At 69.7% G+C, this 21,431-nt stretch carries 21 protein-coding genes; 12 read left to right on the top strand and 9 right to left on the bottom strand.

Features of this window, described 5'->3' with window-relative positions; translation table 11 throughout:
* Positions 1-194 precede the first annotated feature (194 nt).
* Both VV867_RS29540 and VV867_RS29535 read right to left on the bottom strand, forming a co-directional pair.
* Positions 195-482 carry a PA4642 family protein gene (locus tag VV867_RS29540; RefSeq protein ID WP_089389721.1) on the bottom strand — a complete coding sequence of 96 codons (288 nt, stop codon included), beginning with the start codon at positions 480-482 and terminating at the stop codon, positions 195-197.
* Between the two features lie 81 nt (positions 483-563).
* Positions 564-1,049 (bottom strand): hypothetical protein, encoded by a 486-nt coding sequence (locus VV867_RS29535; protein ID WP_089389722.1) that lies wholly within the window; start codon positions 1,047-1,049, stop codon positions 564-566.
* Positions 1,050-1,192: 143 nt separating this feature from the next.
* Between VV867_RS29535 and VV867_RS29530 the strand changes: the two genes are divergently transcribed.
* The gene (locus VV867_RS29530; RefSeq protein WP_328568307.1) at positions 1,193-2,098 is read left to right on the top strand and encodes a LysR family transcriptional regulator; all 906 of its coding nucleotides are present in this window, start codon (positions 1,193-1,195) and stop codon (positions 2,096-2,098) included.
* Positions 2,099-2,354: 256 nt separating this feature from the next.
* On the opposite strand, the gene VV867_RS29525 is transcribed toward VV867_RS29530, so the two are convergent.
* The 3 genes from VV867_RS29525 to VV867_RS29515 form a co-directional block, all read right to left on the bottom strand.
* A complete protein-coding gene (locus VV867_RS29525) occupies positions 2,355-3,779 on the bottom strand; it encodes an aldehyde dehydrogenase family protein (protein WP_328568306.1) in 1,425 nt (474 codons plus the stop codon).
* A gap of 193 nt (positions 3,780-3,972) precedes the next feature.
* Positions 3,973-4,449, bottom strand: coding sequence for a WbuC family cupin fold metalloprotein (locus VV867_RS29520; protein WP_089389725.1), 477 nt, complete (start codon positions 4,447-4,449; stop codon positions 3,973-3,975).
* A 3-nt stretch (positions 4,450-4,452) separates the two neighbouring features.
* On the bottom strand, positions 4,453-5,010 hold the full coding sequence (locus VV867_RS29515) for a hypoxanthine-guanine phosphoribosyltransferase (RefSeq protein WP_009615834.1): 558 nt from the start codon (positions 5,008-5,010) through the stop codon (positions 4,453-4,455).
* Positions 5,011-5,225: 215 nt separating this feature from the next.
* On the opposite strand from VV867_RS29515, the gene upp reads away from it, so the two are divergent.
* From upp to VV867_RS29500, 3 genes are all read left to right on the top strand, one after another.
* Positions 5,226-5,864 carry a uracil phosphoribosyltransferase gene (gene upp / locus VV867_RS29510; RefSeq protein WP_089389726.1) on the top strand — a complete coding sequence of 213 codons (639 nt, stop codon included), beginning with the start codon at positions 5,226-5,228 and terminating at the stop codon, positions 5,862-5,864.
* 3 nt (positions 5,865-5,867) lie between these two features.
* Positions 5,868-7,157 (top strand): uracil-xanthine permease family protein, encoded by a 1,290-nt coding sequence (locus tag VV867_RS29505; protein ID WP_089389727.1) that lies wholly within the window; start codon positions 5,868-5,870, stop codon positions 7,155-7,157.
* Between the two features lie 210 nt (positions 7,158-7,367).
* The gene (locus VV867_RS29500; RefSeq protein WP_328568305.1) at positions 7,368-8,369 is read left to right on the top strand and encodes a lysylphosphatidylglycerol synthase transmembrane domain-containing protein; all 1,002 of its coding nucleotides are present in this window, start codon (positions 7,368-7,370) and stop codon (positions 8,367-8,369) included.
* Between the two features lie 620 nt (positions 8,370-8,989).
* Here the strand turns inward: VV867_RS29500 and VV867_RS29495 are convergent.
* Genes VV867_RS29495 through purU form a run of 3 tightly spaced genes read right to left on the bottom strand, consistent with a single transcriptional unit; the run spans position 8,990 to position 11,091 of the window.
* On the bottom strand, positions 8,990-9,973 hold the full coding sequence (locus VV867_RS29495; RefSeq protein ID WP_328568304.1) for a zinc-dependent alcohol dehydrogenase family protein: 984 nt from the start codon (positions 9,971-9,973) through the stop codon (positions 8,990-8,992).
* A 27-nt stretch (positions 9,974-10,000) separates the two neighbouring features.
* The gene (locus VV867_RS29490; RefSeq protein WP_328568303.1) at positions 10,001-10,198 is read right to left on the bottom strand and encodes a hypothetical protein; all 198 of its coding nucleotides are present in this window, start codon (positions 10,196-10,198) and stop codon (positions 10,001-10,003) included.
* 41 nt (positions 10,199-10,239) lie between these two features.
* Complete coding sequence (gene purU / locus VV867_RS29485; RefSeq protein WP_109933216.1) at positions 10,240-11,091, bottom strand: formyltetrahydrofolate deformylase; 852 nt, start codon at positions 11,089-11,091, stop codon at positions 10,240-10,242.
* 251 nt (positions 11,092-11,342) lie between these two features.
* On the opposite strand from purU, the gene mvaT reads away from it, so the two are divergent.
* A complete protein-coding gene (gene mvaT, locus VV867_RS29480; RefSeq protein WP_074982273.1) occupies positions 11,343-11,717 on the top strand; it encodes a histone-like nucleoid-structuring protein MvaT in 375 nt (124 codons plus the stop codon).
* A gap of 69 nt (positions 11,718-11,786) precedes the next feature.
* Here mvaT and sbcB read toward each other — a convergent pair whose 3' ends face one another.
* Positions 11,787-13,220, bottom strand: coding sequence for an exodeoxyribonuclease I (gene sbcB, locus VV867_RS29475; RefSeq protein ID WP_109933217.1), 1,434 nt, complete (start codon positions 13,218-13,220; stop codon positions 11,787-11,789).
* A 117-nt stretch (positions 13,221-13,337) separates the two neighbouring features.
* On the opposite strand from sbcB, the gene VV867_RS29470 reads away from it, so the two are divergent.
* The 7 genes from VV867_RS29470 (at position 13,338) to VV867_RS29440 (ending at position 21,096) form a co-directional block, all read left to right on the top strand.
* The gene (locus VV867_RS29470) at positions 13,338-14,093 is read left to right on the top strand and encodes a hypothetical protein (protein WP_328568302.1); all 756 of its coding nucleotides are present in this window, start codon (positions 13,338-13,340) and stop codon (positions 14,091-14,093) included.
* Between the two features lie 106 nt (positions 14,094-14,199).
* A complete protein-coding gene (locus VV867_RS29465) occupies positions 14,200-14,952 on the top strand; it encodes an RDD family protein (RefSeq protein WP_371921124.1) in 753 nt (250 codons plus the stop codon).
* A complete protein-coding gene (locus VV867_RS29460) occupies positions 14,949-15,932 on the top strand; it encodes a stage II sporulation protein M (RefSeq protein ID WP_328568301.1) in 984 nt (327 codons plus the stop codon). The genes VV867_RS29465 and VV867_RS29460 overlap by 4 nt, the downstream gene beginning before the upstream one ends.
* Complete coding sequence (locus VV867_RS29455; protein WP_328568300.1) at positions 15,919-17,490, top strand: DUF4129 domain-containing protein; 1,572 nt, start codon at positions 15,919-15,921, stop codon at positions 17,488-17,490. Before VV867_RS29460 ends, VV867_RS29455 begins: the two co-directional genes overlap by 14 nt.
* A complete protein-coding gene (locus tag VV867_RS29450) occupies positions 17,487-18,761 on the top strand; it encodes a DUF4350 domain-containing protein (protein WP_328568299.1) in 1,275 nt (424 codons plus the stop codon). The genes VV867_RS29455 and VV867_RS29450 overlap by 4 nt, the downstream gene beginning before the upstream one ends.
* A complete protein-coding gene (locus tag VV867_RS29445; protein WP_109933221.1) occupies positions 18,758-19,768 on the top strand; it encodes an AAA family ATPase in 1,011 nt (336 codons plus the stop codon). The genes VV867_RS29450 and VV867_RS29445 overlap by 4 nt, the downstream gene beginning before the upstream one ends.
* On the top strand, positions 19,765-21,096 hold the full coding sequence (locus tag VV867_RS29440; protein ID WP_109933222.1) for a DUF58 domain-containing protein: 1,332 nt from the start codon (positions 19,765-19,767) through the stop codon (positions 21,094-21,096). Before VV867_RS29445 ends, VV867_RS29440 begins: the two co-directional genes overlap by 4 nt.
* The last annotated feature ends 335 nt before the right edge of the window (positions 21,097-21,431 follow it).

Genomic DNA, 21,431 nt, shown 5'->3' with positions numbered 1-21,431 from the left:
CAGGCAGCCGGAATGACCATGGGAAAACCGTTACCCATGTGTCCCGACAAGCGTTACCTATGTGTCCCGGCAGAACACTTGCGAAACCCATGCGGCCATGGCGATGGGTATCGCTTCGCTCCACCCACCCTGCGGGGCCAGGCATCAGGCACGAAAAAGCCCGCACGCGGCGGGCTTCTTCACAGCGAGGCCGATCAGCCGCGGGCGGCTTCGATCACCTCGATGTAGGGCTCGGCCTGGCGCTGGTCGCGGATCAGCGCGACGAAGTCCTGGCCCTTGGCATCCCTGGCGCCGAGGTCGTAGCCGGCCTCGACGAAGAACTTCACGAAGCGCTCGAAGTCGTCGATGCGCAGGCCGCGGTAGGCCTTGATCAGCTTGTGCAGCGACGGCGGGGTATCGTCGGCCGGCTCGACCTCGAGGAACAGCTTGATCGACTCGTCGCCGATCTCTTCGCCAATCACCTGCTTCTTGTCTTTACGCATCGCTCGCTTCTCTCTACGGCACCAGTCGACGGCCCGGCCGTCACCAAAGGCGGGCAGTGTAACCCCGCTGCGGGCGCCGGCTCAACGCAGGCGCACGGCGCCGCTGTGCAGGTCGGCCCAGACGTGGCCGTTGGGGTAGCTGAGGAACTGGCAGTACACCGGGCCGTGGCGCAGCAGGTCGAGCAGCTGGGTGTAGGACGCGGCCGGGTACGACAGGCTCAGGGTGCGGCTGGCGGCGTCGTAGGTGGGCTTCTTCAGGCTCTTGCCTTCGCTGTCGAAGCTGATCAGCACCTGGGTCACGGCGCCGCCCTTGTTCAGCGGCTTGCCCTTCAGGCGCAGCAGCGCCGGGGTGGTGATCGGGATCGGCTGCTGGTTGGACTGGCGCTGGTTGCCCAGCACCACGCTGTATTCGGTGACCTGCAGCAGTTGCTGCTGCTCCGGCGCCTCGCCGCGCAGGTTGTTGTCGTCCGGCGGCAGGAACTGGGCATGGGCCACCGGCGCATCGGCGGCGAACAGCGGCCCGGAGAAGGCCAGGACGGCCAGGCAGAACAGGTGGCGCAACGTCATCGTGAACCCCGCGGGAAAACTCGTCCGGCACTCTAGCACGGGGCCGCCGGCACTCGTACAGGCACTTGGTGAGGGTTTCGATGCATTGATAACATTCGATGCATTCGCCCATTCACATGCCACGAAGTGGATGCAGGAGCCCCATGCTGCACAACGTCTCCGACCTCGACCTGCGCCTGCTGCGCATCTTCGCCACCGTGGTGCGCTGCGGCGGCTTTTCCGCCGCCCAGGGCGAACTGGGCATGGGCCAGTCGACCATCAGCACGCACATCGCCAGCCTGGAGACGCGCCTGGGCTACCGCCTGTGCGAACGCGGCAAGAGCGGCTTCCGCCTGACCGACAAGGGCGCCCTGGTGCTGCAGCACGGCCAGGCGCTGTTCGCCGCCCTGGGCGACTTCCGCGACCAGGTGCAATCCCTGGCCGGGCGCCTGGTGGGCGAGCTGCGCATCGGCCTGGCGGACAACATCGCCACCCTGCCCGATGCGCGCATCCACGAGGCCCTGGCACGCTTCGGCCGGCGCGACCAGGAGGTACGCCTGCAGCTGTCCATCGGCTCCTCCACCGAGCTGGAACGCCAGGTGCTGGGCGGCGAGCTGCACCTGGCCATCGCCTGCTCCAGCCGGCATCTGCCGAACCTGCGCTACCGCCCGCTGTACAGCGAACGGGTGGCGGTGTTCTGCGGCCGCGGGCACCCGCTCTTCGGCCACGAGGCGCCCAGCCAGGCCGACCTGGAGGCCTGCGCCTGGGTGCAGTACGGCCACGCCCAGGCCGACGTCCAGCTGCCGGCCGACCCGCGGCGCAGCACGGCGCTGGCCGGCAACATGGAAGCGGTGGTGCACGCCGTGCGCGCCGGCACCCACCTGGGCTACCTGCCGACGCACTATGCGCAGCGCTGGGTGGACCTGGGCGAGATGCGCCCGCTGCTCGCCGGGCGGCTCGGCTACGGCATCGAGCACAGCCTGCTGCTGCGCGACGACACGGGGCACAACCAGGCCCTGCAGGCGCTGGTGGAGGACCTTTGCGCAGTGCATGGCGTGTCCCTGCCCTAGGGATCTCATCCGCGAATCGCGCCGGGGCATCCCAGCTTCCCGTAGGAGCGAGCTTGCTCGCGAACCGCATGGCACCGCATTTGTTCGCGAGCAAGCTCGCTCCTACGAAGAGCACCTCGGCGCAATAGGAGCGCGCCCTGCCCGCGATTCGCGCGCAGGGCGCGCTCCTACAGGGGAACGATGTGGGCGGGGCAGGTAGGGCGCATGACCGTTCGCGGTTATCCGCCGTTGGCCCCGGGACCGAATGCCTCGATCGTCAGCGCGGCGCGGTGATGTGCTTGACGCCGAGGAACGCCGACAGGCCCCAGGGCCCCAGCTCGCGGCCGATGCCGCTGGCCTTGCCGCCGCCCCAGGAGGTCTGTGGGAACACCACCTGCGGCGAGTTCAGCCAGACGTGGCCGGCCTCCAGATGTTCGGCGACGCGCTGGGCGCGCGCCAGGTCGGCGCTGACCACGGTGGCGGCCAGGGCGAAGTCGCAGTCGTTGGCCTGGCGCAGGGCCTCGGCCTCGTCGCGGAAGCGGCGCACGCAGAGCACCGGGCCGAAGATTTCCTCGCGCCACAGGCGGCTGTCTTCCGGCACGTCGACGTAGATGGTCGGGCGGATGCACCAGCCCTCGCCCGCCTCGCCGCCGGCCAGGCAGGCCAGGCCTTCGTCGCGGGCGATGGCGAAGTAGTCCCGCACCTTGCGGAACTGCGCCTCGCTGGTCATCGGCCCCATGTCGGTCTCGCCGGCCAGCGGGTCGCCGACGCGCAGCGCCTCCACCGCCACCTTCAGGCGCGCCAGCAGTTCGTCGGCGATGCCCTCCGCCACCAGCAGGCGCGAGGTGGCCGAGCACATCTGCCCGGCGTTCCAGTACACGCCGGCGATGATCCACTGCACGGCGTCGTCCAGGTCGCTGTCGGCGAACACCAGGATCGGCGACTTGCCGCCCAGCTCCAGGCCCACCGGCAGGGTGCGCGCGGCGGCGGCCTGCATGACCTTGCGGCCGACGGCGTTGCTGCCGGTGAAGGACAGCTTGTCGATGCCGCCATGGCCGGAGATGGCGGCACCGGCGTCGGCCAGGCCCGGCACCAGGTTCAGCACGCCGGCGGGCAGGCCGATGGCGTCGGCGACCTCGCCCAGCACCAGCTCGACCAGCGGGGTGATCTCCGACGGCTTGAGCACCACCGTGCAGCCGGCGGCCAGGGCCGGGGCGACCTTCCAGGCGCTGGTCACCAGGGGGAAGTTCCAAGGCACGATCAGCCCGGCCACGCCCACCGGCTCGAAGCGCGTCTGCGAGCGGAAACCAGCGTCGGGCAGCGCCACCTCGGCGTTCTGCCGGGCGTCCAGGCCATCGGCCAACTCGGCGTAATAGGCGAAGGTGGCGATGGCGTCGCCGACGTCGATCTCCGCCTCCAGGCGCGGCTTGCCGCTGGCGCGCATCTGCAACTCGACCAGCGCCTCGCGGCGGGCTTCCAGCTGCTCGGCGAAACCGCGCAGGTAACGCGCGCGCTCGGCGCCGCGGGTCTCGCGCCAGCTGGCGAAGGCGCGACGGGCGGCGGCCACGGCCAGGTCGACCTCGGCGGCGCCGGCGGCGGCCACGGCTGGCAGCGGCTCGCGGGTGGCGGGGTTGATCGGCTGCAGGGTGGCGCCGCTGGCGGCGTCGCGCCACTGGCCGTCGATGTAGAGCTGGGTGCGCATGGTGACCTCGGGGTGGTTTCAGCGAGGCCGGCAGGATAGGCGGGGAATGGATCGGCAAAAATGCATATCGACGCATGCATGCATCGAGGTTTGTCGATGTGTAGGAGCGAGCTTGCTCGCGAACGGATTCCGCAGCGGGGGTTCGTTCGCGAGCAAGCTCGCTCCTACGAAAAGCCCCCGCATGACGCGGGTGTCAGGCCGAAAACTGCGCCCGCATCCAGGCCAGGTACCCGGCCGCGCCGGGCTCGCCCTCGCGCGGGGCCCAGGCGCCGCGCTCGTCGTCGGCCAGGGCCTGGTAGGGGCCGGCCTTGCACTCGAAGATCAGGCTGTCCGGCGCCAGCGCCACCAGGGCGTGGAAGGTGCCCGGCGGCAGGTCCACGCCGGGGCAGTCGCCCTCGGGCGACAGCTCGCGGGTGGCGAGCAACTCGCCGGCCTCGGAGAAGACCAGCAGGCCCAGGCGCCCCCTGAGCACGATGATGCTCTCGGCCTTGTCGGGGCTGCGGTGGCAGTGCGGCTGCACGTAGGTGTCCGGCTGCAGCGCATTGAGCAGCCGGTGGCAGGGCTCGTCCATCGCGTGCAGGTTGTGGTGCTGGCGGCGGCGCGGGTTGGCGGCCGCCTGCCCGGCCAATTCGGCGAACAGGGCCTGGTCGAGGAAGCGCGGCCCGGCCACGGCTCAGAGGCCCTTGACGGCGAAGATGCCCGGGGCGTTGCGCCAGTAGCCCTTGTAGTCCATGCCGTAGCCGAAGATGTAGCGGTCCACGCAGGACAGGCCGACGTAGTTGGCCTTCAGGTCCGGGCGCGCCTTGCGGTCGTGGTCCTTGTCGATCAGCACCGCGGTGTGCACCTCGCGAGCGCCGGCGTGGCGGCAGAAGTCGATGATCGCCGAGAGGGTGTGCCCTTCGTCGAGGATGTCGTCGACGATCAGCACGTCGCGGTCGATGAAGGAGATTTCCGGCTTGGCCTTCCAGAACAGCTCGCCGCCGGTGGTCTCGTTGCGGTAGCGGGTGGCGTGCAGGTAGGACAGCTCCAGGGGGAAGTCCAGCTTCGGCAGCAGCTTGCCGGAGAAGATCAGCCCGCCGTTCATCACGCAGAACACCACCGGGTTGCGCTCGGCCAGGTCCGCGTTGATCGCCTGGGCGACGCGGCCGATGGCGGCGTCCACTTCGGCGTCGTTGTACAGGCAATCGGCTTCGGCCATGACTTGGCGGATGTGCGCGAGATCGACGGACATTGGCGGGCTCTCCCGGAAAAAGTGCGCAAAGGTACCCATCCCTCTGCCCTGGAGCAAGTACCGGCGGACGAAAGTCGCCGACAATCCCGCGCCAGGCCAGGCGGGTTCCCGCAGCCGGTAGCCGGCGGCTATTTGTCGCGCACCGACTGCCAACTGCCCCTAAGATGCTTTACGCTACCGCAATTTTTTGCCAGCCCCCTCCCGGAGACCCGTCCATGCCCGTGCACGAGATTCGCCATCCCCTGATCCGCCACAAGATCGGACTGATGCGCCGCCACGATATCAGCACCAAGAATTTCCGCGAGCTGGCCCAGGAAGTGGGCGCCCTGCTGACCTACGAAGCGACCGCCGACCTGCCGCTGGAGAACTACGAGATCCCCGGCTGGGCCGGCTCGGTGCAGGTGGAGAAGATCGCCGGCAAGAAGATCACCGTGGTGCCCATCCTGCGCGCCGGCATCGGCATGCTCGACGGCGTGCTCAGCCTGATCCCCGGGGCCAAGGTCAGCGCCGTGGGCGTGGCGCGCAACGAACAGACCCTGCAGGCGCACACCTACCTGGAGAAGCTGGCGCCGGACATCGCCGAGCGCCGCGCGCTGATCATCGACCCGATGCTGGCCACCGGCGGCTCCATGGTCGCCACCATCGACCTGCTGAAGAAGGCCGGCTGCAAGGAAATCCGCGCCATGGTGCTGGTGGCCGCGCCCGAGGGCATCAAGGCGGTGGCCGACGCGCACCCGGACGTCATCATCTATACCGCCTCGATCGACCAGGGGCTGAACGAGAACGGCTACATCATCCCCGGCCTGGGCGATGCCGGCGACAAGATCTTCGGCACCAAGCAGAAGGACACCTGATCCATGGCCGACGAATTCAATGACCCGCTGTGGCGCCAGGTCATTTCCGGCGCGCAGATGCTCTTCGTGGCCTTCGGCGCCCTGGTGCTGATGCCGCTGATCACCGGCCTGGACCCGAACGTGGCGCTGTTCACCGCCGGCTTCGGCACCCTCATGTTCCAGTTGGTGACCGGGCGCCAGGTGCCGGTGTTCCTGGCCTCCAGCTTCGCCTTCATCACTCCGATCATCCTCGCCAAGGGCCAGTTCGGCCTGGCCGCGACCATGGGCGGGGTGGTCGCCGCCGGTTTCGTCTACACCTTCCTGGGCCTGGCGGTGAAGATCAAGGGCACCGGCTTCATCGACCGCCTGCTGCCGCCGGTGGTGATCGGCCCGGTGATCATCTCCATCGGCCTGGCCATGGCGCCGATCGCCGCCAACATGGCCATGGGCAAGGCCGGCGACGGCACCGAGCTGATCCCCTACCGCACCGCCATGCTGATTTCCATGCCGGCGCTGATCACCACCCTGATCGTCGCCGTGTTCGGCAAGGGCATGCTGCGCCTGGTGCCGATCATCAGCGGCGTGCTGGTGGGCTACGCGCTGTCCTTCGTGTTCGGCGTGGTCGACGTGGCCAAGATCGTTGCCGCGCCCTGGCTGGAACTGCCGAAGTTCACCGCGCCGGAATTCAACTGGCAGGCCATCCTGTTCATCGTCCCGGTGGCCCTGGCCCCGGCCATCGAGCACATCGGCGGAGTGATCGCCGTGGGCGGGGTGACCGGCAAGAACTACCTGAAGACCCCGGGCCTGCACCGCACCCTGCTGGGCGACGGCATCGCCACCTCCGCCGCCGGCCTGTTCGGCGGCCCGCCGAACACCACCTACGCCGAAGTCACCGGCGCGGTGATGCTGACCAAGAACTACAACCCGAAGATCATGACCTGGGCGGCGGCGTTCGCCATCGGCCTGGCCTTCGTCGGCAAGTTCGGCGCCATCCTGCAGAGCATCCCGGTGCCGGTGATGGGCGGCATCCTCTGCCTGCTGTTCGGCACCATCGCCTCGGTGGGCATGAACACCCTGATCCGCCACAAGGTCGACCTGTCCCAGGCGCGCAACCTGTGCATCGTCTCGGTGACACTGGTGTTCGGCATCGGCGGCGTGCTGATCGGCTCGGGCACGGGCCCGGACGACTTCGGCCTGAAGGGTATCGCCCTGTGCGCCATCGTCGCCATCCTCCTGAACCTGATCCTGCCCGGCGAGGAAGGCTGGCAGAACAAGGCGCTGGAGGAAGGCGCCAAAGAGAGCGAACACCCGTGAGCCCCGGGCGCCCCGGACCGACGAAAGGACCGGGGCGCCGCTGCCGAGGCTGCCGTAGACTCCCCTCAGCGACTGCGAACGCCTGCCAGAGCTGGTAGTCCACAGAAGAGGGAAGCGCACAGTCCCGGAGGTAAATGTCATTTCCGTCTGCCGTAACGCCCTGCGCCCCGCCCTGAACGGAACGCGCCCCAACCGCCCGCAGGCCCGGCCATGAGCCGTGCCTGGTGGCTGCTGATCGCCCTGCTCGGCGCCTCGCTGGTGCCGCTGGTGCTGGGCGGCCGGCCGATGCTCGTGCAACTGGCGCGCTTCCCGCTGGACAGCCTGCTGCTGTTGCTCGGCATGATCCTGCTGTGCTGGCTGATCAATGCCCAGAAGCTGCGCGTGCTGCTGGCCGGCCGCGCCGGGCCGCTGAGCCAACGGCAGTCGATCGGCATCATCATGGCCTCGGAGTTCGCCTTCTACGCCACCCCCGGCGGCAGCGGCGCGCCGCTGACACTGATGGCCCTGCTGGCCCGCCGCGGCCTGCGTCCGGCACAGAGCAGCGCGATCTTCGCCGTCGACCAGCTCAGCGACCTGCTGTTCTTTCTCAGCGCCCTGCTGGTGGTGCTGTGCTACACGCTGTCCCACAGCCTGAGCCCGAACCTGGAATCCTCGCTGCTGGTCAGCGCCGTGCTGCTGGGCGGCATCCTCGCCGGCGTGGTGCTGCTGGCGCGCTTCCAGCGCCGGGTGATCCGCGCCAACGGCCGCCTGCTGGCGCGCCTGCACGTCAGGCCGCGACGGCGCCTGCACCTGGCGCGCAAGCTGCTGCACTTCCGCGACAGCATCGTCACCAGCCTCAAGCAGCCGCGCCGGCGCCTGGCGCTGGTGTTCCTGCTCACCAGCTGCCACTGGCTGCTGCGCTTCTCGGTGCTCTACCTGATCCTCCAGGCCATGGGCGTGGAACTGCACTGGGCCTGGACCTTCCTGATCCAGCTGCTGTCCCTGGCCGCCGGCCTGGCCACCCTGCTGCCGGGCGGCGCCGGCGGCACCGAGCTGACCTCGCTGGCGCTGCTCAGCCCGCTGGTGGGCAAGCCGACCGCGGCCGCGGCCATCCTGGTCTGGCGGGTGGTGACCTACTACTTCTACCTGGTGGCGGGCGCGCCGGTGTTCGCCATCATGGCCGGCCGCCCGCTGCTGCGCCGCCTGGTCGGCCTGCGCAAGCGCGACGCCTAGGCGCCGGCCCTGCCGGCGGTATCGCGGACGGAGTCCTCCTGCGAGGAAACTCAATGCCTCACGACAACCGTAGGAGCGGGCCCTGCCCGCGATTTCGCGCGCAGGGCGCGCTCCTACAGGGGAATGGCGCGGGTGGGGCAGCTGGGTATCGCAAGCTCAACCCCTCCTATGCCGCCCCTTTGCAACCCGTAGGGCGCATAACGCCTACGGCGTTATCCGCCGCCGCCGTCGGGCACCGGCGTTCCGGCCGGCGGCGGATAACCGCGAACGGTTATTCGCCCTACGGTCGAGCATGGTCGTAGGGCCCTGCCCGAGATTCGCGCGCAGGGCGCGCTCCTACAGGGGAATGGCGCGGGTGGGGCAGCTGGGTATCGCAAGCTCAACCCCTCCTATGCCGCCCCCTTGCAACCCGTAGGGCGCATAACGCCTACGGCGTTATCCGCCGCCGTCGGGCACCGGCGTTCCGGCCGGCGGCGGATAACCGCGAGCGGTTATTCGCCCTACGGTCGAGCATGGTCGTAGGGCCCTGCCCGCGAATCGCGCGCAGGGCGCGCTCCTACAGGTGGGGCAGCGGTGGTACCGTCCGCGATGGCCAGGCATCCACACCATGCCACACCCCTTTACGGCACCAGCACCGCCGCGCCCTGGAAGCGCCCGTGGCGCAGGTCGTCCAGGGCCTGGTTGGCCTGCTCCAGCGGGTAGCGCTGCACCTCGGTGCGTACCCCGGCGCGGGCGGCCACGGGGAAGAACTCCAGGCCGTCGCGGCGGGTCAGGTTGGCCACCGAGACCAGCTCGCGCTCGCCCCACAGGATCGAATAGGGGAAGCTGGGGATGTCGCTCATGTGGATGCCGGCGCAGACCACCCGGCCGCCCTTGCGCACGGCGCGCAGCGCGGCGGGCACCAGTTCGCCGGCCGGGGCGTAGATGATCGCCGCGTCCAGCGGCTGCGGCGGCGCCTGGTCGGACGGGCCGGCCCAGGCGGCGCCCAGGGAGCGGGCGAAGGCCTCGGCGGCGTGGTCGCCGGGCCGGCTGAAGGCGTAGACCTCGCGCCCCTGCCAGCGCGCCACCTGCAGCACGATGTGCGCCGCCGCGCCGAAGCCGTAGAGGCCCAGGCGCCGGCCGTCGCCGGCCTTGACCAGCGAGCGCCAGCCGATCAGCCCGGCGCACAGCAGCGGCGCCAGCTCGGCGTCGTCGCCCGCCTCGCCCAGGGCGAAGGTGAAGCGCGCGTCGGCCACCACGTATTCGGCATAGCCGCCCGGCCGGGTGTAGCCGGTGAATTGCGGCGCGTCGCAGAGGTTTTCCCTGTCATGGGTGCAGGGCGGGCAGTGGCCGCAGGTATGCCCCAGCCAGGGCACGCCGACCCGCTGGCCCGGGGAGAAACCCTCGACGCCTTCGCCCAGGGCATCGACGTAGCCGACGATCTCGTGCCCGGGGATCACCGGCAGGGGCACCGCCGGCAGCTCGCCGTCGACCACGTGCAGGTCGGTGCGGCACACTCCGCAGGCCGCCACGCGCACGCGCAGCTCGCCGGGGCCGGGTTGCGGCACGGGCAGCTCGCGCAATCGCAGCGGCTGGCCCACCTGTTCGAGCACCATGGCGCGCATGGCTCACCTCCGCATACGGCTAGTCGATCAGGGTTTCTTCGGCGGCGCCTCGGGGCACGGCCGGTCGTCCTGCAGCTCGCGCCAGAGCTCGGCGGCACCGGGGAACTCGGTGCCGTCCTCCTCGCTCAGGGCGTCGAGGTCGTAACGGCTGGTACAGCCCTCGCCCAGGGTGGGCGGCGGGGTGGCGGTACCGGGGGCTTTACCGGGGGCTTTGTCGTCGGCCATGGCCGGGCTCTCCTATCGCAGGTTCGCCCGGCCGGCGTGGCTCAGTCGAACACCACGGTCTTGTTGTCGTGCACCAGCACGCGGTCTTCCAGGTGATAGCGCAAACCGCGCGCCAGCACCATCTTTTCCACGTCCTTGCCCAGGCGCACCATCTCCTCGACGTTGTCGCGGTGGCTGACGCGCACCACGTCCTGCTCGATGATCGGGCCGGCGTCCAGTTCCTCGGTGACGTAGTGGCAGGTCGCGCCGATCAGCTTCACGCCGCGCAGCGAGGCCTGGTGGTAGGGCTTGGCGCCGATGAACGAGGGCAGGAAGCTGTGGTGGATGTTGATCACCTGGTGGCGGTACTTCTGGCACAGGTCCGGCGGCAGGATCTGCATGTAGCGCGCCAGCACCACGTTGTCGGCCTGGTGCTCGTCGATCAGCCGCGACACCTCGTCGAAGGCCGGCTGCTTGTTCTTCGGGTCCACCGGCACGTGGAAGTACGGGATGCCGTGCCACTCGACCATGCTGCGCAGGTCGTCGTGGTTGGCGATCACGCAGGGGATCTCGCAGTCCAGCTCGCCGCTGTGCCAGCGGTGCAGCAGGTCGGCCAGGCAGTGCGACTCGCGGCTGGCCATCAGCACCACGCGCTTCTTCACCGCCGAGTCGGTGATGCGCCAGGCCATGTTGAACTCGCGGGCGATGGGGGCGAAGGCCTGGCGGAACCCGTCGAGGTCGAACGGAAGGGAGTCGGCACGAATCTCGTGACGCATGAAGAACCAGCCGTTGTCGTTGTCGGAGTGATGACTGGCCTCGGTGATCCAGCCGTTGTAAGTGGCCAGGAAATTACTCACCTTGGCGACGATGCCGACCCCGTCGGGACAGGCGATCACCAGTCGGAAAGTGCGCATGGGTGTAGCTCCAGATACTTCGCGAAGGCCGCCATTCTAGCGGCTGCCCGGGAAAACCGCGACCGCCGGCGGGGGACATTCGGACGCGTCCGGATTTAACTGCGGGGACAATGCGTCTATCCGGGCAACTTAAATATTACGTTAAGTAGTGAGAAAACTTTACTTGATGGTTTACTCAAACAAATCGCCTGACTATTATTGGAAATACTAATATTCCAGCCACGCTTGACCTCAAGACAAGGTACCCCGACATGTCACTGATCAATGAGTACCGCGCCACCGAAGAAGCCATCAAGGAACTTCAAGAGCGCCTCAAGTCCCTGGAGAAGGACGACAAGCTGAAGAAGGAACTGGAGTTCGAAGAGAAACTCCGCACGCTCATGGGTGGCTATGGCAAGTCCCTGCGTGACATCCTCGCGCTGCTCGATCCGGACGCCAAACTGAGCAAGGCCCCGCGTGCCGCCAAGGCCACCGGCAGCAAGCGCGCGCGCAAGGTCAAGCAATACAAGAACCCGCACAACGGCGAAGTCATCGAAACCAAGGGCGGCAACCACAAGACGCTCAAGGAATGGAAGGCCAAGTGGGGCGCCGACACCGTCGAGAGCTGGGCCACCCTGCTGGGCTGAACCCCGCGCCAGGCGAAAACGCCAGCTTCGGCTGGCGTTTTTTATTGCCCGCGAACAACTCGCGGAACACTAAAGGCAATAACGCTGACGCAAGACAGCGGCATATGCCTGCCACTCCTGCAGCAATGCCCTGCCCTGCAGCCCAGTATTTTCGAGCTGTTCAGCCAAAGCCACTTCGAAGTTCGCGAGGGTATTGGGCGCGCCGTACTCGTCGAGCATCAGTCGGCAACGACAGAACTCCCGCCATTGTTCCTGCTCGGCCGCAGACAAAGTTTCCGGAAAATTCCGCGCGCGATAACGGAACAGAAGTTCCACCAGGCGCGGATCGTCGAATGGCCATTGTTCTCGCCCGAGGCGCACCGGGTCCGCCTGGCGTACCTGTTCGCAGAGCCGACGGTCACGGTCGCCGATAAAACCGTCATATAGCTGCTGTTCCGGATCCTCGCTGCCGGCGAAGTTCTCCTGCGCATATATCGCGGCCAGCTTGTCCTGCCACAGCGGTTTACCTTCGACCAGCAGCCGTTCGCGTTCGCGCCAGGCCGCCAGGTCGATGCCCAGGCGCGCCTGGTCCTGCTCGCGCAGCACCGCCAGCGGCGCCAGCACCGGGCAGCGGTTGACGTGCACCAGCTTCAGCGGCACCGGCAGCTCGCCCTCGCCCAGTTCCTCGCGACGGGTGTACAGGCGCTGGCGCAGGGCCTCTGCATCCAGCTCCAGCAGCGGCGCCGGGTCCAGCCCCAGGTCGCAGACGATCAGGGCATTGCGGTTGCGCGGGTGCCAGGCCAGGGGCAGCACCAGCGACAGGAAGCTGCGCGCCGCCGAGAAACGCCCGGACACATGCACCAGCGGCTTGAGCAGTTGCACCTGGTCGAGCACCGCGTGCTTGCCGCGCAGGCGGTAGAGGAAGTCGTAGAGCTTGGGCTGGCGCTGGCGGACCAGCCGGGCCATGGCGATGGTCGCGCGCACGTCGGACAGGGCGTCGTGGGCCTGGCCGTGCTCCAGGCCGTTGGCCTCGGTGAGGCGCTCCAGCTTCAGGGTGACCATCCCTTCCTCGTTCAGCGGCCACTGGATGCCTTCCGGGCGCAGCGCGTAGGCGGTGCGCACCAGGTCGATCAGGTCCCAGCGGCTGTTGCCGCCCTGCCATTCGCGGGCGTAGGGGTCGAAGAAGTTGCGGTAGAGGCTGTAGCGGGTGACCTCGTCGTCGAAGCGCAGGGTGTTGTAGCCGGCCACGCAGGTGCCCGGGCGCGACAGCTCGGCGTGCAGGCGGGTCATGAACTCGGCCTCGCCCAGGCCCTGCTCTTCCAGGCGCTGCGGGGTGATGCCGGTGATCAGGCAGGCCGCCGGGTGCGGCAGAATGTCGTCGCTGGGGCGGCAGTAGAAGTTCAGCGGCGCCTCGATCTCGTTGAGCGCCTCGTCGGTGCGGATGCCGGCGACCTGCAACGGGCGGTCGCGGCGTGGATCGATGCCGGTGGTCTCGTAGTCGTACCAGAAGATGCTGGCGGTCATGGCGCTCTCCCTTGGCCTGGCCGGGCAGTCTACCACCCCGCCATGGGCTGCCCGGAAGCTCGCTATCGGTTATGGTGTAGGCGCGGTTTCTTTCACCATCACCAAGGATTGGCTCATATGAACCAGGAACTCGAACAGAACCCCTACGCGACACCGGCCAGCCAGCTGCAGCGCAACCCCACGGGCGCAGGCGCGCCCAGCATCGAGGAAGCCCTCGCCCGCGGCTATGACTTCCGCATCGGCGACGTGCTGGGCGAAGCCTGGCACATGGTCAAGGGCATGAAGGGCACGCTGGTGGTCGCGGCCATCATCTACGCCGTGGCGGTCAACCTGCTGAGCTTCGTCATCGCCTTCGTCCTCGGCCTGCTGGGCCTGATCCACGACTCCGAACCCGGCGCGCTGCAAATCATCGTCAGCGTCCTCGCCGGCGCGCTCTGCTACCCGCTGCTGGCCGGGCTGAACATGATCGGCATCCGCCGCGCCGCCGACCAGCCGGCGACCATCAACGAGCTGTTCACCTACTTCGGCCTGTTCGTCCCGCTGCTCGTCACCGGCCTTGCGATCACCGTGCTGACTTACCTGGGCCTGATCCTGCTGGTGCTGCCGGGCATCTACCTGGGCGTCTCCTATGCCCTGGCCATCCCGCTGGTGGTAGAGCGCGGGCTGTCGCCCTGGCAAGCCATGGAGGCCTCGCGCAAGGCCGTCGGCCAGCACTGGTTCAAGGTCTTCGGCCTGTTCCTGGCGCTCGGCCTGATCATGATGCTCAGCGCCATCCCGCTGCTGATCGGCCTGGTGTGGACGCTGCCGCTGGCCTTCATCGCCATCGGCGTGCTCTACCGCACCATCTTCGGCGTGCTGCCGCCGGCCAACTGAGCCCCGCGCCGCCCCGGCGACCTCGCCGGGGCGGCGCTTTTCGGAGCGCTTGGCGTTTCGACACGCAGCGGGTTGCGCAGGAACGCCAACAGCCCCTAGCATCTGGATTTCCCTTCAGCGACTGCCAACGCCCTTGATCGCCGCCGCGCCACCACGCCCCGCCAGCCCGCCGCTGGACACCCGCTACCAGGTGGAAACCCCGGAAGGCATCGACCTTTTGCTGCGCCCGGCCGGGCCGGTGGCCCGCGCCCTGGCCTACCTGATCGACCTGGGCATCCGCGTGCTGCTGATGCTGGTGATGTACATCCTGCTGGCCTTCCTCGGCCAGCTCGGCACCGGCCTCGGCCTGCTGCTCACCTTCCTCGTCACCTGGTGGTACATGGTCCTGTTCGAAGTGCTCAACCAGGGGCGTTCGCCCGGCAAGCAGGTCATGGGCCTGCGCGTGGTCCACGACGACGGCACGCCGGTCGGCTGGTCCGCCTCGCTGCTGCGCAACCTGCTGCGCTTCGCCGACATCCTGCCCTTCGGCTACACCCTGGGCCTGCTGGCCTGCCTGTCCAACCCGGCGTTCAAGCGCCTGGGCGACCTGGCCGCCGGCACCCTGGTGATCTACCGCGACCCGCCGCCGAGCCGGCCGCAGGTCCCGCAGGTGCCGCCGCTGCTGCCGCCGTGCCCGCTGAGCCTGGCCGAGCAGCGCGCCGTCACCGGCTTCAGCGAGCGCGCCGCGGGCCTGTCGGCGGCGCGCCGCGAGGAACTGGCGGGGATTCTCGCCGAGCCCCTGGGCGTGCCCGCGGAACAGGCCGAGGCGCGCCTGGCCGGCATCGCCAGCGGCCTGCTCGGCGGAGGCCTGGCGCCATGAAGCAGAGCCTGTTCGAGCAACGCCACCGCAACGACTGGAAGCGCTTCGCCAAGCGCCTGGAACAGCTGGAGGGCGGCAAGCGCGAGGAATCCACCCGCGACGGCGACTTCGCCAGCGACTACCGCAGCCTCTGCCAGCAACTGGCCCTGGCCCAGGACCGCGGCTACAGCAGCCACCTGATCGACCACCTGCAGCAACTGGCCATGCGCGGCCACCAGCAGTTCTACCGCCACCGCAGCCACCTGGGCGCGCGGCTGATCGGCTTCCTGCTGGCCGGCTTCCCGCGCCTGGTGCGCGAGCAGTGGCGCGCCATCGCCGTCGCCAGCCTGCTGTTCTACGGCAGCCTGCTGTTCATGGGCCTGCTGGTGTACTGCTTCCCCGACCTGGTCTACAGCGTGCTCAGCGCCGAGCGGGTGGCGGAAATGGAAAGCATGTACGCCCCCGACGCCGCGCGCCTGGGCCCGCTGGGCGAGCGCGGCGCCGGGGACAACTGGCAGATGTTCGCCTTCTACGTGATGAACAACATCGGCATCGCCTTCCAGACCTTCGCCAGCGGCCTGCTGTTCGGCCTGGGCAGCCTGTTCTTCCTGTTCTTCAACGGCCTGATGATAGGCGCGGTGGCCGGCCACCTGACGCAGATCGGCTACGTGCAGACCTTCTGGTCCTTCGTCATCGGCCACGGCGCCTTCGAGCTGACCGCCATCACCTTCGCCGGCGCCGCCGGGCTCAAGCTTGGCTGGGCGCTGCTCGCCCCCGGACGCCTGAGCCGCGGCGAGGCGCTGCGCCAGGCGGCGGCCAAGGCCATCCAGCTGGTCGCCGGGGTGATACTGCTGCTGCTCGCCGCCGCCTTCGTCGAGGGCTACTGGTCCTCGCTCACGCGCTTCCCGGCCACGGTCAAGTACGGCGTCGGCGCCGCGCTCTGGCTGCTGGTGGGCAGCTACTTCCTGTTCGCCGGACGCCAGCGCCATGCGCCTGACTGACGCCAGCGTGGCGATCCGCCCGCGCAGCGCCTGGGAAGCGCTGGACCTCGGCGTGCTGCTGGCGCGGCGCCACGCCGGGCTGCTGATGGCCAGTTGGGCGCTGGTCACGCTGCCGGTGTTCGCCCTGCTCAGCCTGCTGCTGTGGGACTACTCCAGCCTGGCCATCCTGGTCTTCTGGTGGCTGAAGCCGGCCTTCGAGCGCCTGCCGCTGTACATCCTCTCCCGCGCCCTGTTCGCCGATACCCCGACGCTGCGCCAGGCCCTGCGCGCCTTCCCCGGCCTGCTCCGGCGCCAGCTGCTGCCCAGCCTGCTGTGGCGGCGCTTCAGCCCGACGCGCAGCTTCGACCTGCCGGTGCTGCAGCTCGAAGGCCTCGCCGGGCAGGCGCGCAGCCAGCGCCTGGTGGTGCTGGGCCAGAGCAACGCCGGCGGCGCCACCTGGCTGACGGTAGTCGGCATGCACTTCGAGCTGGCCCTGTACCTGGGGCTGATGGCGCTGCTCTACCTGATGCTGCCGCAGCAGTGGCTGTCGGACTGGAAATGGCAGGCCCTGCTGGATGCCCTGCAGGGCGACTGGCAATGGCTGGAGCACCTGTCCAACCTGCTCTACGCCCTGATCCTGGTGGTCTGGGAACCGGTCTACGTGGCCTGCGGCTTCACCCTCTACCTCAACCGCCGCACCGAGCTGGAGGCCTGGGACATCGAACTGGTGTTCCGCCGCCTGCGCCAGCGCCTGGTCGGCAGCGCCTACGCCCTGCTGCTGGTGTGCGCCGGCGCCCTGGCCCTGCTGCCCGGCAGCGCGCCCTGGGCCGCGGAAAGCGCCACCAGCTGCCCGCTCCCCAACCAGGACCCGAACGGCCCCGAGGCCGCGCGCCTGCTGCACCAGAAGCTGACCAGCGAGCAGTCGCGCCAGGCCGTCGACGCCCTGCTCGACGCCCCGCCCTTCCGCAACAGCGAGACGGTCACCCGCTGGCGCCTGGGCAAGCCGCCCAAGGAGAAGGCCGGCAAGGGCAACGAGGACGACCTCAAGGCCTTCTTCGACGCCCTGGCCCACTGGCGGCCGCTGGGCCTGGTCCTGCAGTCGCTGCAGACGCTGCTGTGGGCCGCGCTGGTCGCCGCCGTGGTCCTGCTGCTGTGGCGCTACCGCGAATGGCTGCGCCTGTTCGCCACCCGCCTGGGCCTGCCGCAGAAGGCCCGGCGCGAGACGCCGGCGGTGCTGTTCGGCCTGGAACTGGCCCCCGAAAGCCTGCCCGAGGACGTCGCCAGCGCCGCCGAGCGGCTCTGGGACGAACAGCCCCGGCTGGCCCTGGGCCTGCTCTACCGCGCCCTGCTCAGCCGCCTGCTGCACGACTACCGGGTGCCGCTGCGCGACTCCAGCACCGAAGGCGAGGTGCTGGGCCAGGTGGAAGGCCTGCAGCAGCCCGAGCTGGACCGCTACGCGCGGGAACTGACCCTGCACTGGCAGGCCCTCGCCTACGGCCACCGCCCGCCGCCCGGCGAGCTGCGCCAGGCGCTGTGCGACGGCTGGCGCCGGCTGTTCGGCCCGGGAGCGCCGGCATGAGCCGCTCCACCCGCTGGCTGCTCGGCGTGCTGGTGCTGCTGGTCGGCGCCGCCGTGGCCTGGTACCTGTACCAGCACCTGCGGCCCTACCCGGAGAAGATCGAGCACGGCGCCTCCCCCGAGGCCCGCGCCAACCCCTACCTGGCCGCCGAACGCTTCCTCCGCGGCCGCGGCCTGCAGGTCGACAGCGCCAAGGGCCTGGAAGTGCTCGACGGCCTGCCCAGCCGGGGCCGCACCCTGGTCCTGCTGGGCAGCCGCGAGAACGTCACCCCCGCGCAGAACCGCGCCCTGCTCGACTGGACGCGCCGCGGCGGCCACCTGATCGTCACCGCCGAGCGCCTGTGGGACGAGAAGGACGGCAAGAGCGGCGACCTGCTGCTCGACCCGCTGGGCATCCAGCAGTACCTCACCGAGGACCTGGACAAGGGCGCCAGCGCCGACAAGCCCGAAGCCGACGGCGAGGCCGCGCCGCCGGGCAAGGTGCCGCCGCCCAAGGGCACCGAGCAGCCTGCCGCCCCCGCAGGGGACCCGGCCAAGGCCGAGGAAGAAGAGGACGCCGACGCCTACCCGGATCTGACCAAGCTCTACCTGGAGAACGAGCAGGCCCCGGCCTACATCGGCTTCGACACCGAGTACCACCTCTACGACTCGAAGAACCTGGCCTACGCCTGGGCCAACAGCCACGACGCCACCCACCTGCTGCAACTGCAGCTGGGCGACGGCCTGGTCACGGTGCTGACCGACAACTGGATCTGGCAGACCGCCAACCTCGACGCCTACGACAACGCCTGGCTGCTCTGGTACCTGACCCAGGACAGCGCCGTCACCCTGGTCTACCGCGCCGACGGCGACAGCCTGCTGAACCTGCTGCTGCGCAACTCCCCCCAGGCGCTGCTGGCCCTCGCCCTGCTGCTGGCGCTGCTGCTGTGGCGCGCCGGCCTGCGCCAGGGCCCGCTGCAACCGGTGCCCAGCCGCGCCCGCCGGCAACTGGTGGAGCACCTGCGCGCCGGCGCCGACTTCCTGCTCCGCCAGCGCGGCCACGTGGCCCTGGTGCAAGGCCTGCAGCGCGACGTGCTGCGCCGCGCCCGGCAACGCCAGCCGGGCTTCGAACGCCTGCCGATCGCCGAACAGTGGCAACTGCTCGGGCGCATGACGCGCCTGCCGGTCAGCGCCATCAGCCAGGCCATGCGGCCCTACCCGGCGCCCCGCATGAGCGCCGCCGAATTCACCCGCCAGGTCGCCCACCTGCAAAGCCTCAGGAATGCCCTATGAGCGAACAGACGCCCGAACCCAGCGCCACCCCGACCGCCAACCCGGCGGCCCAGCGCCAGCGCGCCAGCCAGCTGGCCCAGGCCCTGCGCCACGAACTGCAGAAGGCCCTGATCGGCCAGGCCGGGGTGATCGACGACGTGCTCACCGCCCTGCTCGCCGGCGGCCACATCCTGGTCGAGGGCGTGCCGGGGCTGGGCAAGACCCTCCTGGTGCGCGCCCTGGCCCGTTGCTTCGACGGCGCCTTCGCACGCATCCAGTTCACCCCCGACCTGATGCCCAGCGACGTCACCGGCCACGCCGTGTACGACCTGGCCAGCGAGCAGTTCAAGCTGCGCAAGGGCCCGGCCTTCACCAACCTGCTGCTGGCCGACGAGATCAACCGCGCCCCGGCCAAGACCCAGGCGGCGCTGCTGGAAGTCATGCAGGAACGCCAGGTCACCCTGGAGGGCCGCGCCCTGCCGGTGCCGCAGCCGTTCATGGTGCTGGCCACGCAGAACCCCATCGAGCAGGAAGGTACCTACCCGCTGCCCGAGGCCGAGCTGGACCGCTTCATGCTCAAGCTGCGCATGGACTACCCGCAGGAAGCCGAGGAACAGACCCTGGTGCGCCAGGTGACGCGCTCGGCGCGCAGCGACATGCTCGAGGTGGCGCCGCTGCGCCCGCTGCTCAAGGACAAGGACGTGCTGGCGCTGCAGAAGATCGCCGCCGACCTGGCCATCGACGACCAGGTGCTCGACTACGCCGTGCGCATCGCCCGCACCACCCGCAGCTGGCCGGGCCTGGCCCTGGGCGCGGGCCCCCGCGCCTCCATCGCCCTGGTGCGCTGCGCCCGCGCCCGCGCGCTGCTGCGCGGCGGCGACTTCGTCCTCCCCGACGACGTCAAGGCCTGCGCCCTGGCGGTGCTGCGCCACCGCGTGCGGCTGTCGCCGGAGCTGGACATCGAGGGCCTGTCGGTGGACCAGGTGCTGCAACAGCTGCTCGACCAGGTACCGGCGCCGCGCCTATGAAGCCCTCGCGCGTCCTGCTCGCGCTGCTCGCCGCGCTGGCCCTGGCCGCCATCGGCCTGGGCAGCGCCACGGCCCTGGGCAGCCCGGCGCCGGCCTGGCTGCAGGAGCTGTGGTGGGGCCTGCTGCTGGCCCTGCTCGGCCTGGCCCTGGGCGATGCCCTGTGGCTGCGCCGCCTGCCCAGCCCGCGCCTGCAACGCCAACTGGCCGGCAACCTGCCGCTGGGGCGCTGGAGCGAGGTGCGCCTGCAACTGCAGCACGGCTTCCGCCAGCGCCTGCGGGTGACGCTGTTCGACCACCTGCCCGCGGGCATGGACTTCGAGCACCTGCCCCTGGCCGTGGAACTGCACCCGGGCGAGACCACCCAGGTCGGCTACCGCGTGCGGCCGCTGCAGCGCGGCCACTTCGTCTTCCCCCGCTGCGAGCTGGAACTGCCCAGCCCGCTGCACCTGTGGCGCGGCCGGCGCTTCCTCGAGGTGCGCGACGAAACCCGCGTCTACCCCGACTTCGCGCGCATCTACGGCGCCGAGCTGATGGCCGTGGACCACTGGCTCAGCCGCATCGGCGTGCGCCCCGGGCAGCGCCGCGGCCTGGGCCTGGAATTCCACCAGTTGCGCGAGTTCCGCGACGGCGACACCCTGCGCCAGATCGACTGGAAGGCCACCGCGCGCAAGCGCACGCCCATCGCCCGCGAATACCAGGACGAACGCGACCAGCAGATCCTCTTCCTGCTCGACTGCGGCCGCCACATGCGCAGCAAGGACGGCGACCTCTCGCACTTCGACCACGCCCTCAACGCCAGCCTGCTGCTGGCCTACGTGGCCCTGCGCCAGGGCGACGCGGTGGGCCTGCAGACCTTCGCCGGCGAACGCCCGCGGCACCTGCCGCCGGCCAAGGGCAACGCCCAGCTGGGCGCGCTGCTCAACGCCGTGTACGACCTGGACAGCAGCCAGCGCCCGGCGGACTACGCGGCCGCCGTGCAGGCCCTGCTCACGCGCCAGCGCCGCCGCGCCCTGGTGGTGCTGGTGACCAACCTGCGCGACGAGGACGACGAGGAACTGCTGGGCGCGGTGCGCCGCCTAGGCCGCCAGCACCGCGTGCTGGTCGCCAGCCTGCGCGAGGAAGTGCTCGACCAGTTGCGGCAGGCGCCGGTGCAGGGCTACGACGAGGCCCTGACCTATTGCGGCGCCCTGGACTACCTGAACGCCCGCGCCGGCCTGCACGAAAAGCTGCTGGCCAACGGCGTGCCGGTGCTGGACGCCCGCCCCAGCCAGCTGGGCCCGGAACTGGTCAGCCGCTACCTGGGCTGGAAACGCGCCGGAGCGCTGTGACGGGCGCCTTGCATTGCGCGTAGGGCGCATAACGCCTACGAACTATCGCGAACGCGGGAAGCCAGGTTCGCGAGCAAGAACTAGGCGTCCCCCTCGATCCTACGAAAAGCAAAAGCGCTTTTGCTCTGGCGTTTGGGACTTCCCGAGAAACATCCGAGCGCACCGGAACGCCCCTTCAGAAGGCCGAGCGAAACCGGCGCTCAGGAGGTCATGCGACATGGATGTCGCTAGAGCCCCGATCAGCACAGGGACGTGCTGTCGGGGCGGGCCTCCGTGGCGGGGGAATTCGCGAGGGTAGCCCGGCTCCATCGGGCCCGTATGTCGGGGCAAGCCTT

This window comes from Pseudomonas sp. JH-2 (genome assembly GCF_036231725.1).
In the GTDB taxonomy this organism is placed as follows: Bacteria; Pseudomonadota; Gammaproteobacteria; order Pseudomonadales; family Pseudomonadaceae; genus Pseudomonas; species Pseudomonas delhiensis.
This window is presented reverse-complemented; position numbering and strand designations above follow the sequence as displayed.

What these genes read in the sequence shown, in the direction of transcription:
- VV867_RS29540 (WP_089389721.1), bottom strand. Translation starts at nt 482, where the DNA reads ATGCGTAAAGACAAGAAGCAGGTGATTGGCGAAGAGATCGGCGACGAG.
- VV867_RS29535 (WP_089389722.1), bottom strand. Translation starts at nt 1,049, where the DNA reads ATGACGTTGCGCCACCTGTTCTGCCTGGCCGTCCTGGCCTTCTCCGGG.
- VV867_RS29530 (WP_328568307.1), top strand. Translation starts at nt 1,193, where the DNA reads ATGCTGCACAACGTCTCCGACCTCGACCTGCGCCTGCTGCGCATCTTC.
- VV867_RS29525 (WP_328568306.1), bottom strand. Translation starts at nt 3,779, where the DNA reads ATGCGCACCCAGCTCTACATCGACGGCCAGTGGCGCGACGCCGCCAGC.
- VV867_RS29515 (WP_009615834.1), bottom strand. Translation starts at nt 5,010, where the DNA reads ATGTCCGTCGATCTCGCGCACATCCGCCAAGTCATGGCCGAAGCCGAT.
- upp (WP_089389726.1), top strand. Translation starts at nt 5,226, where the DNA reads ATGCCCGTGCACGAGATTCGCCATCCCCTGATCCGCCACAAGATCGGA.
- VV867_RS29505 (WP_089389727.1), top strand. Translation starts at nt 5,868, where the DNA reads ATGGCCGACGAATTCAATGACCCGCTGTGGCGCCAGGTCATTTCCGGC.
- VV867_RS29500 (WP_328568305.1), top strand. Translation starts at nt 7,368, where the DNA reads ATGAGCCGTGCCTGGTGGCTGCTGATCGCCCTGCTCGGCGCCTCGCTG.
- VV867_RS29495 (WP_328568304.1), bottom strand. Translation starts at nt 9,973, where the DNA reads ATGCGCGCCATGGTGCTCGAACAGGTGGGCCAGCCGCTGCGATTGCGC.
- VV867_RS29490 (WP_328568303.1), bottom strand. Translation starts at nt 10,198, where the DNA reads ATGGCCGACGACAAAGCCCCCGGTAAAGCCCCCGGTACCGCCACCCCG.
- purU (WP_109933216.1), bottom strand. Translation starts at nt 11,091, where the DNA reads ATGCGCACTTTCCGACTGGTGATCGCCTGTCCCGACGGGGTCGGCATC.
- mvaT (WP_074982273.1), top strand. Translation starts at nt 11,343, where the DNA reads ATGTCACTGATCAATGAGTACCGCGCCACCGAAGAAGCCATCAAGGAA.
- sbcB (WP_109933217.1), bottom strand. Translation starts at nt 13,220, where the DNA reads ATGACCGCCAGCATCTTCTGGTACGACTACGAGACCACCGGCATCGAT.
- VV867_RS29470 (WP_328568302.1), top strand. Translation starts at nt 13,338, where the DNA reads ATGAACCAGGAACTCGAACAGAACCCCTACGCGACACCGGCCAGCCAG.
- VV867_RS29460 (WP_328568301.1), top strand. Translation starts at nt 14,949, where the DNA reads ATGAAGCAGAGCCTGTTCGAGCAACGCCACCGCAACGACTGGAAGCGC.
- VV867_RS29455 (WP_328568300.1), top strand. Translation starts at nt 15,919, where the DNA reads ATGCGCCTGACTGACGCCAGCGTGGCGATCCGCCCGCGCAGCGCCTGG.
- VV867_RS29450 (WP_328568299.1), top strand. Translation starts at nt 17,487, where the DNA reads ATGAGCCGCTCCACCCGCTGGCTGCTCGGCGTGCTGGTGCTGCTGGTC.
- VV867_RS29445 (WP_109933221.1), top strand. Translation starts at nt 18,758, where the DNA reads ATGAGCGAACAGACGCCCGAACCCAGCGCCACCCCGACCGCCAACCCG.
- VV867_RS29440 (WP_109933222.1), top strand. Translation starts at nt 19,765, where the DNA reads ATGAAGCCCTCGCGCGTCCTGCTCGCGCTGCTCGCCGCGCTGGCCCTG.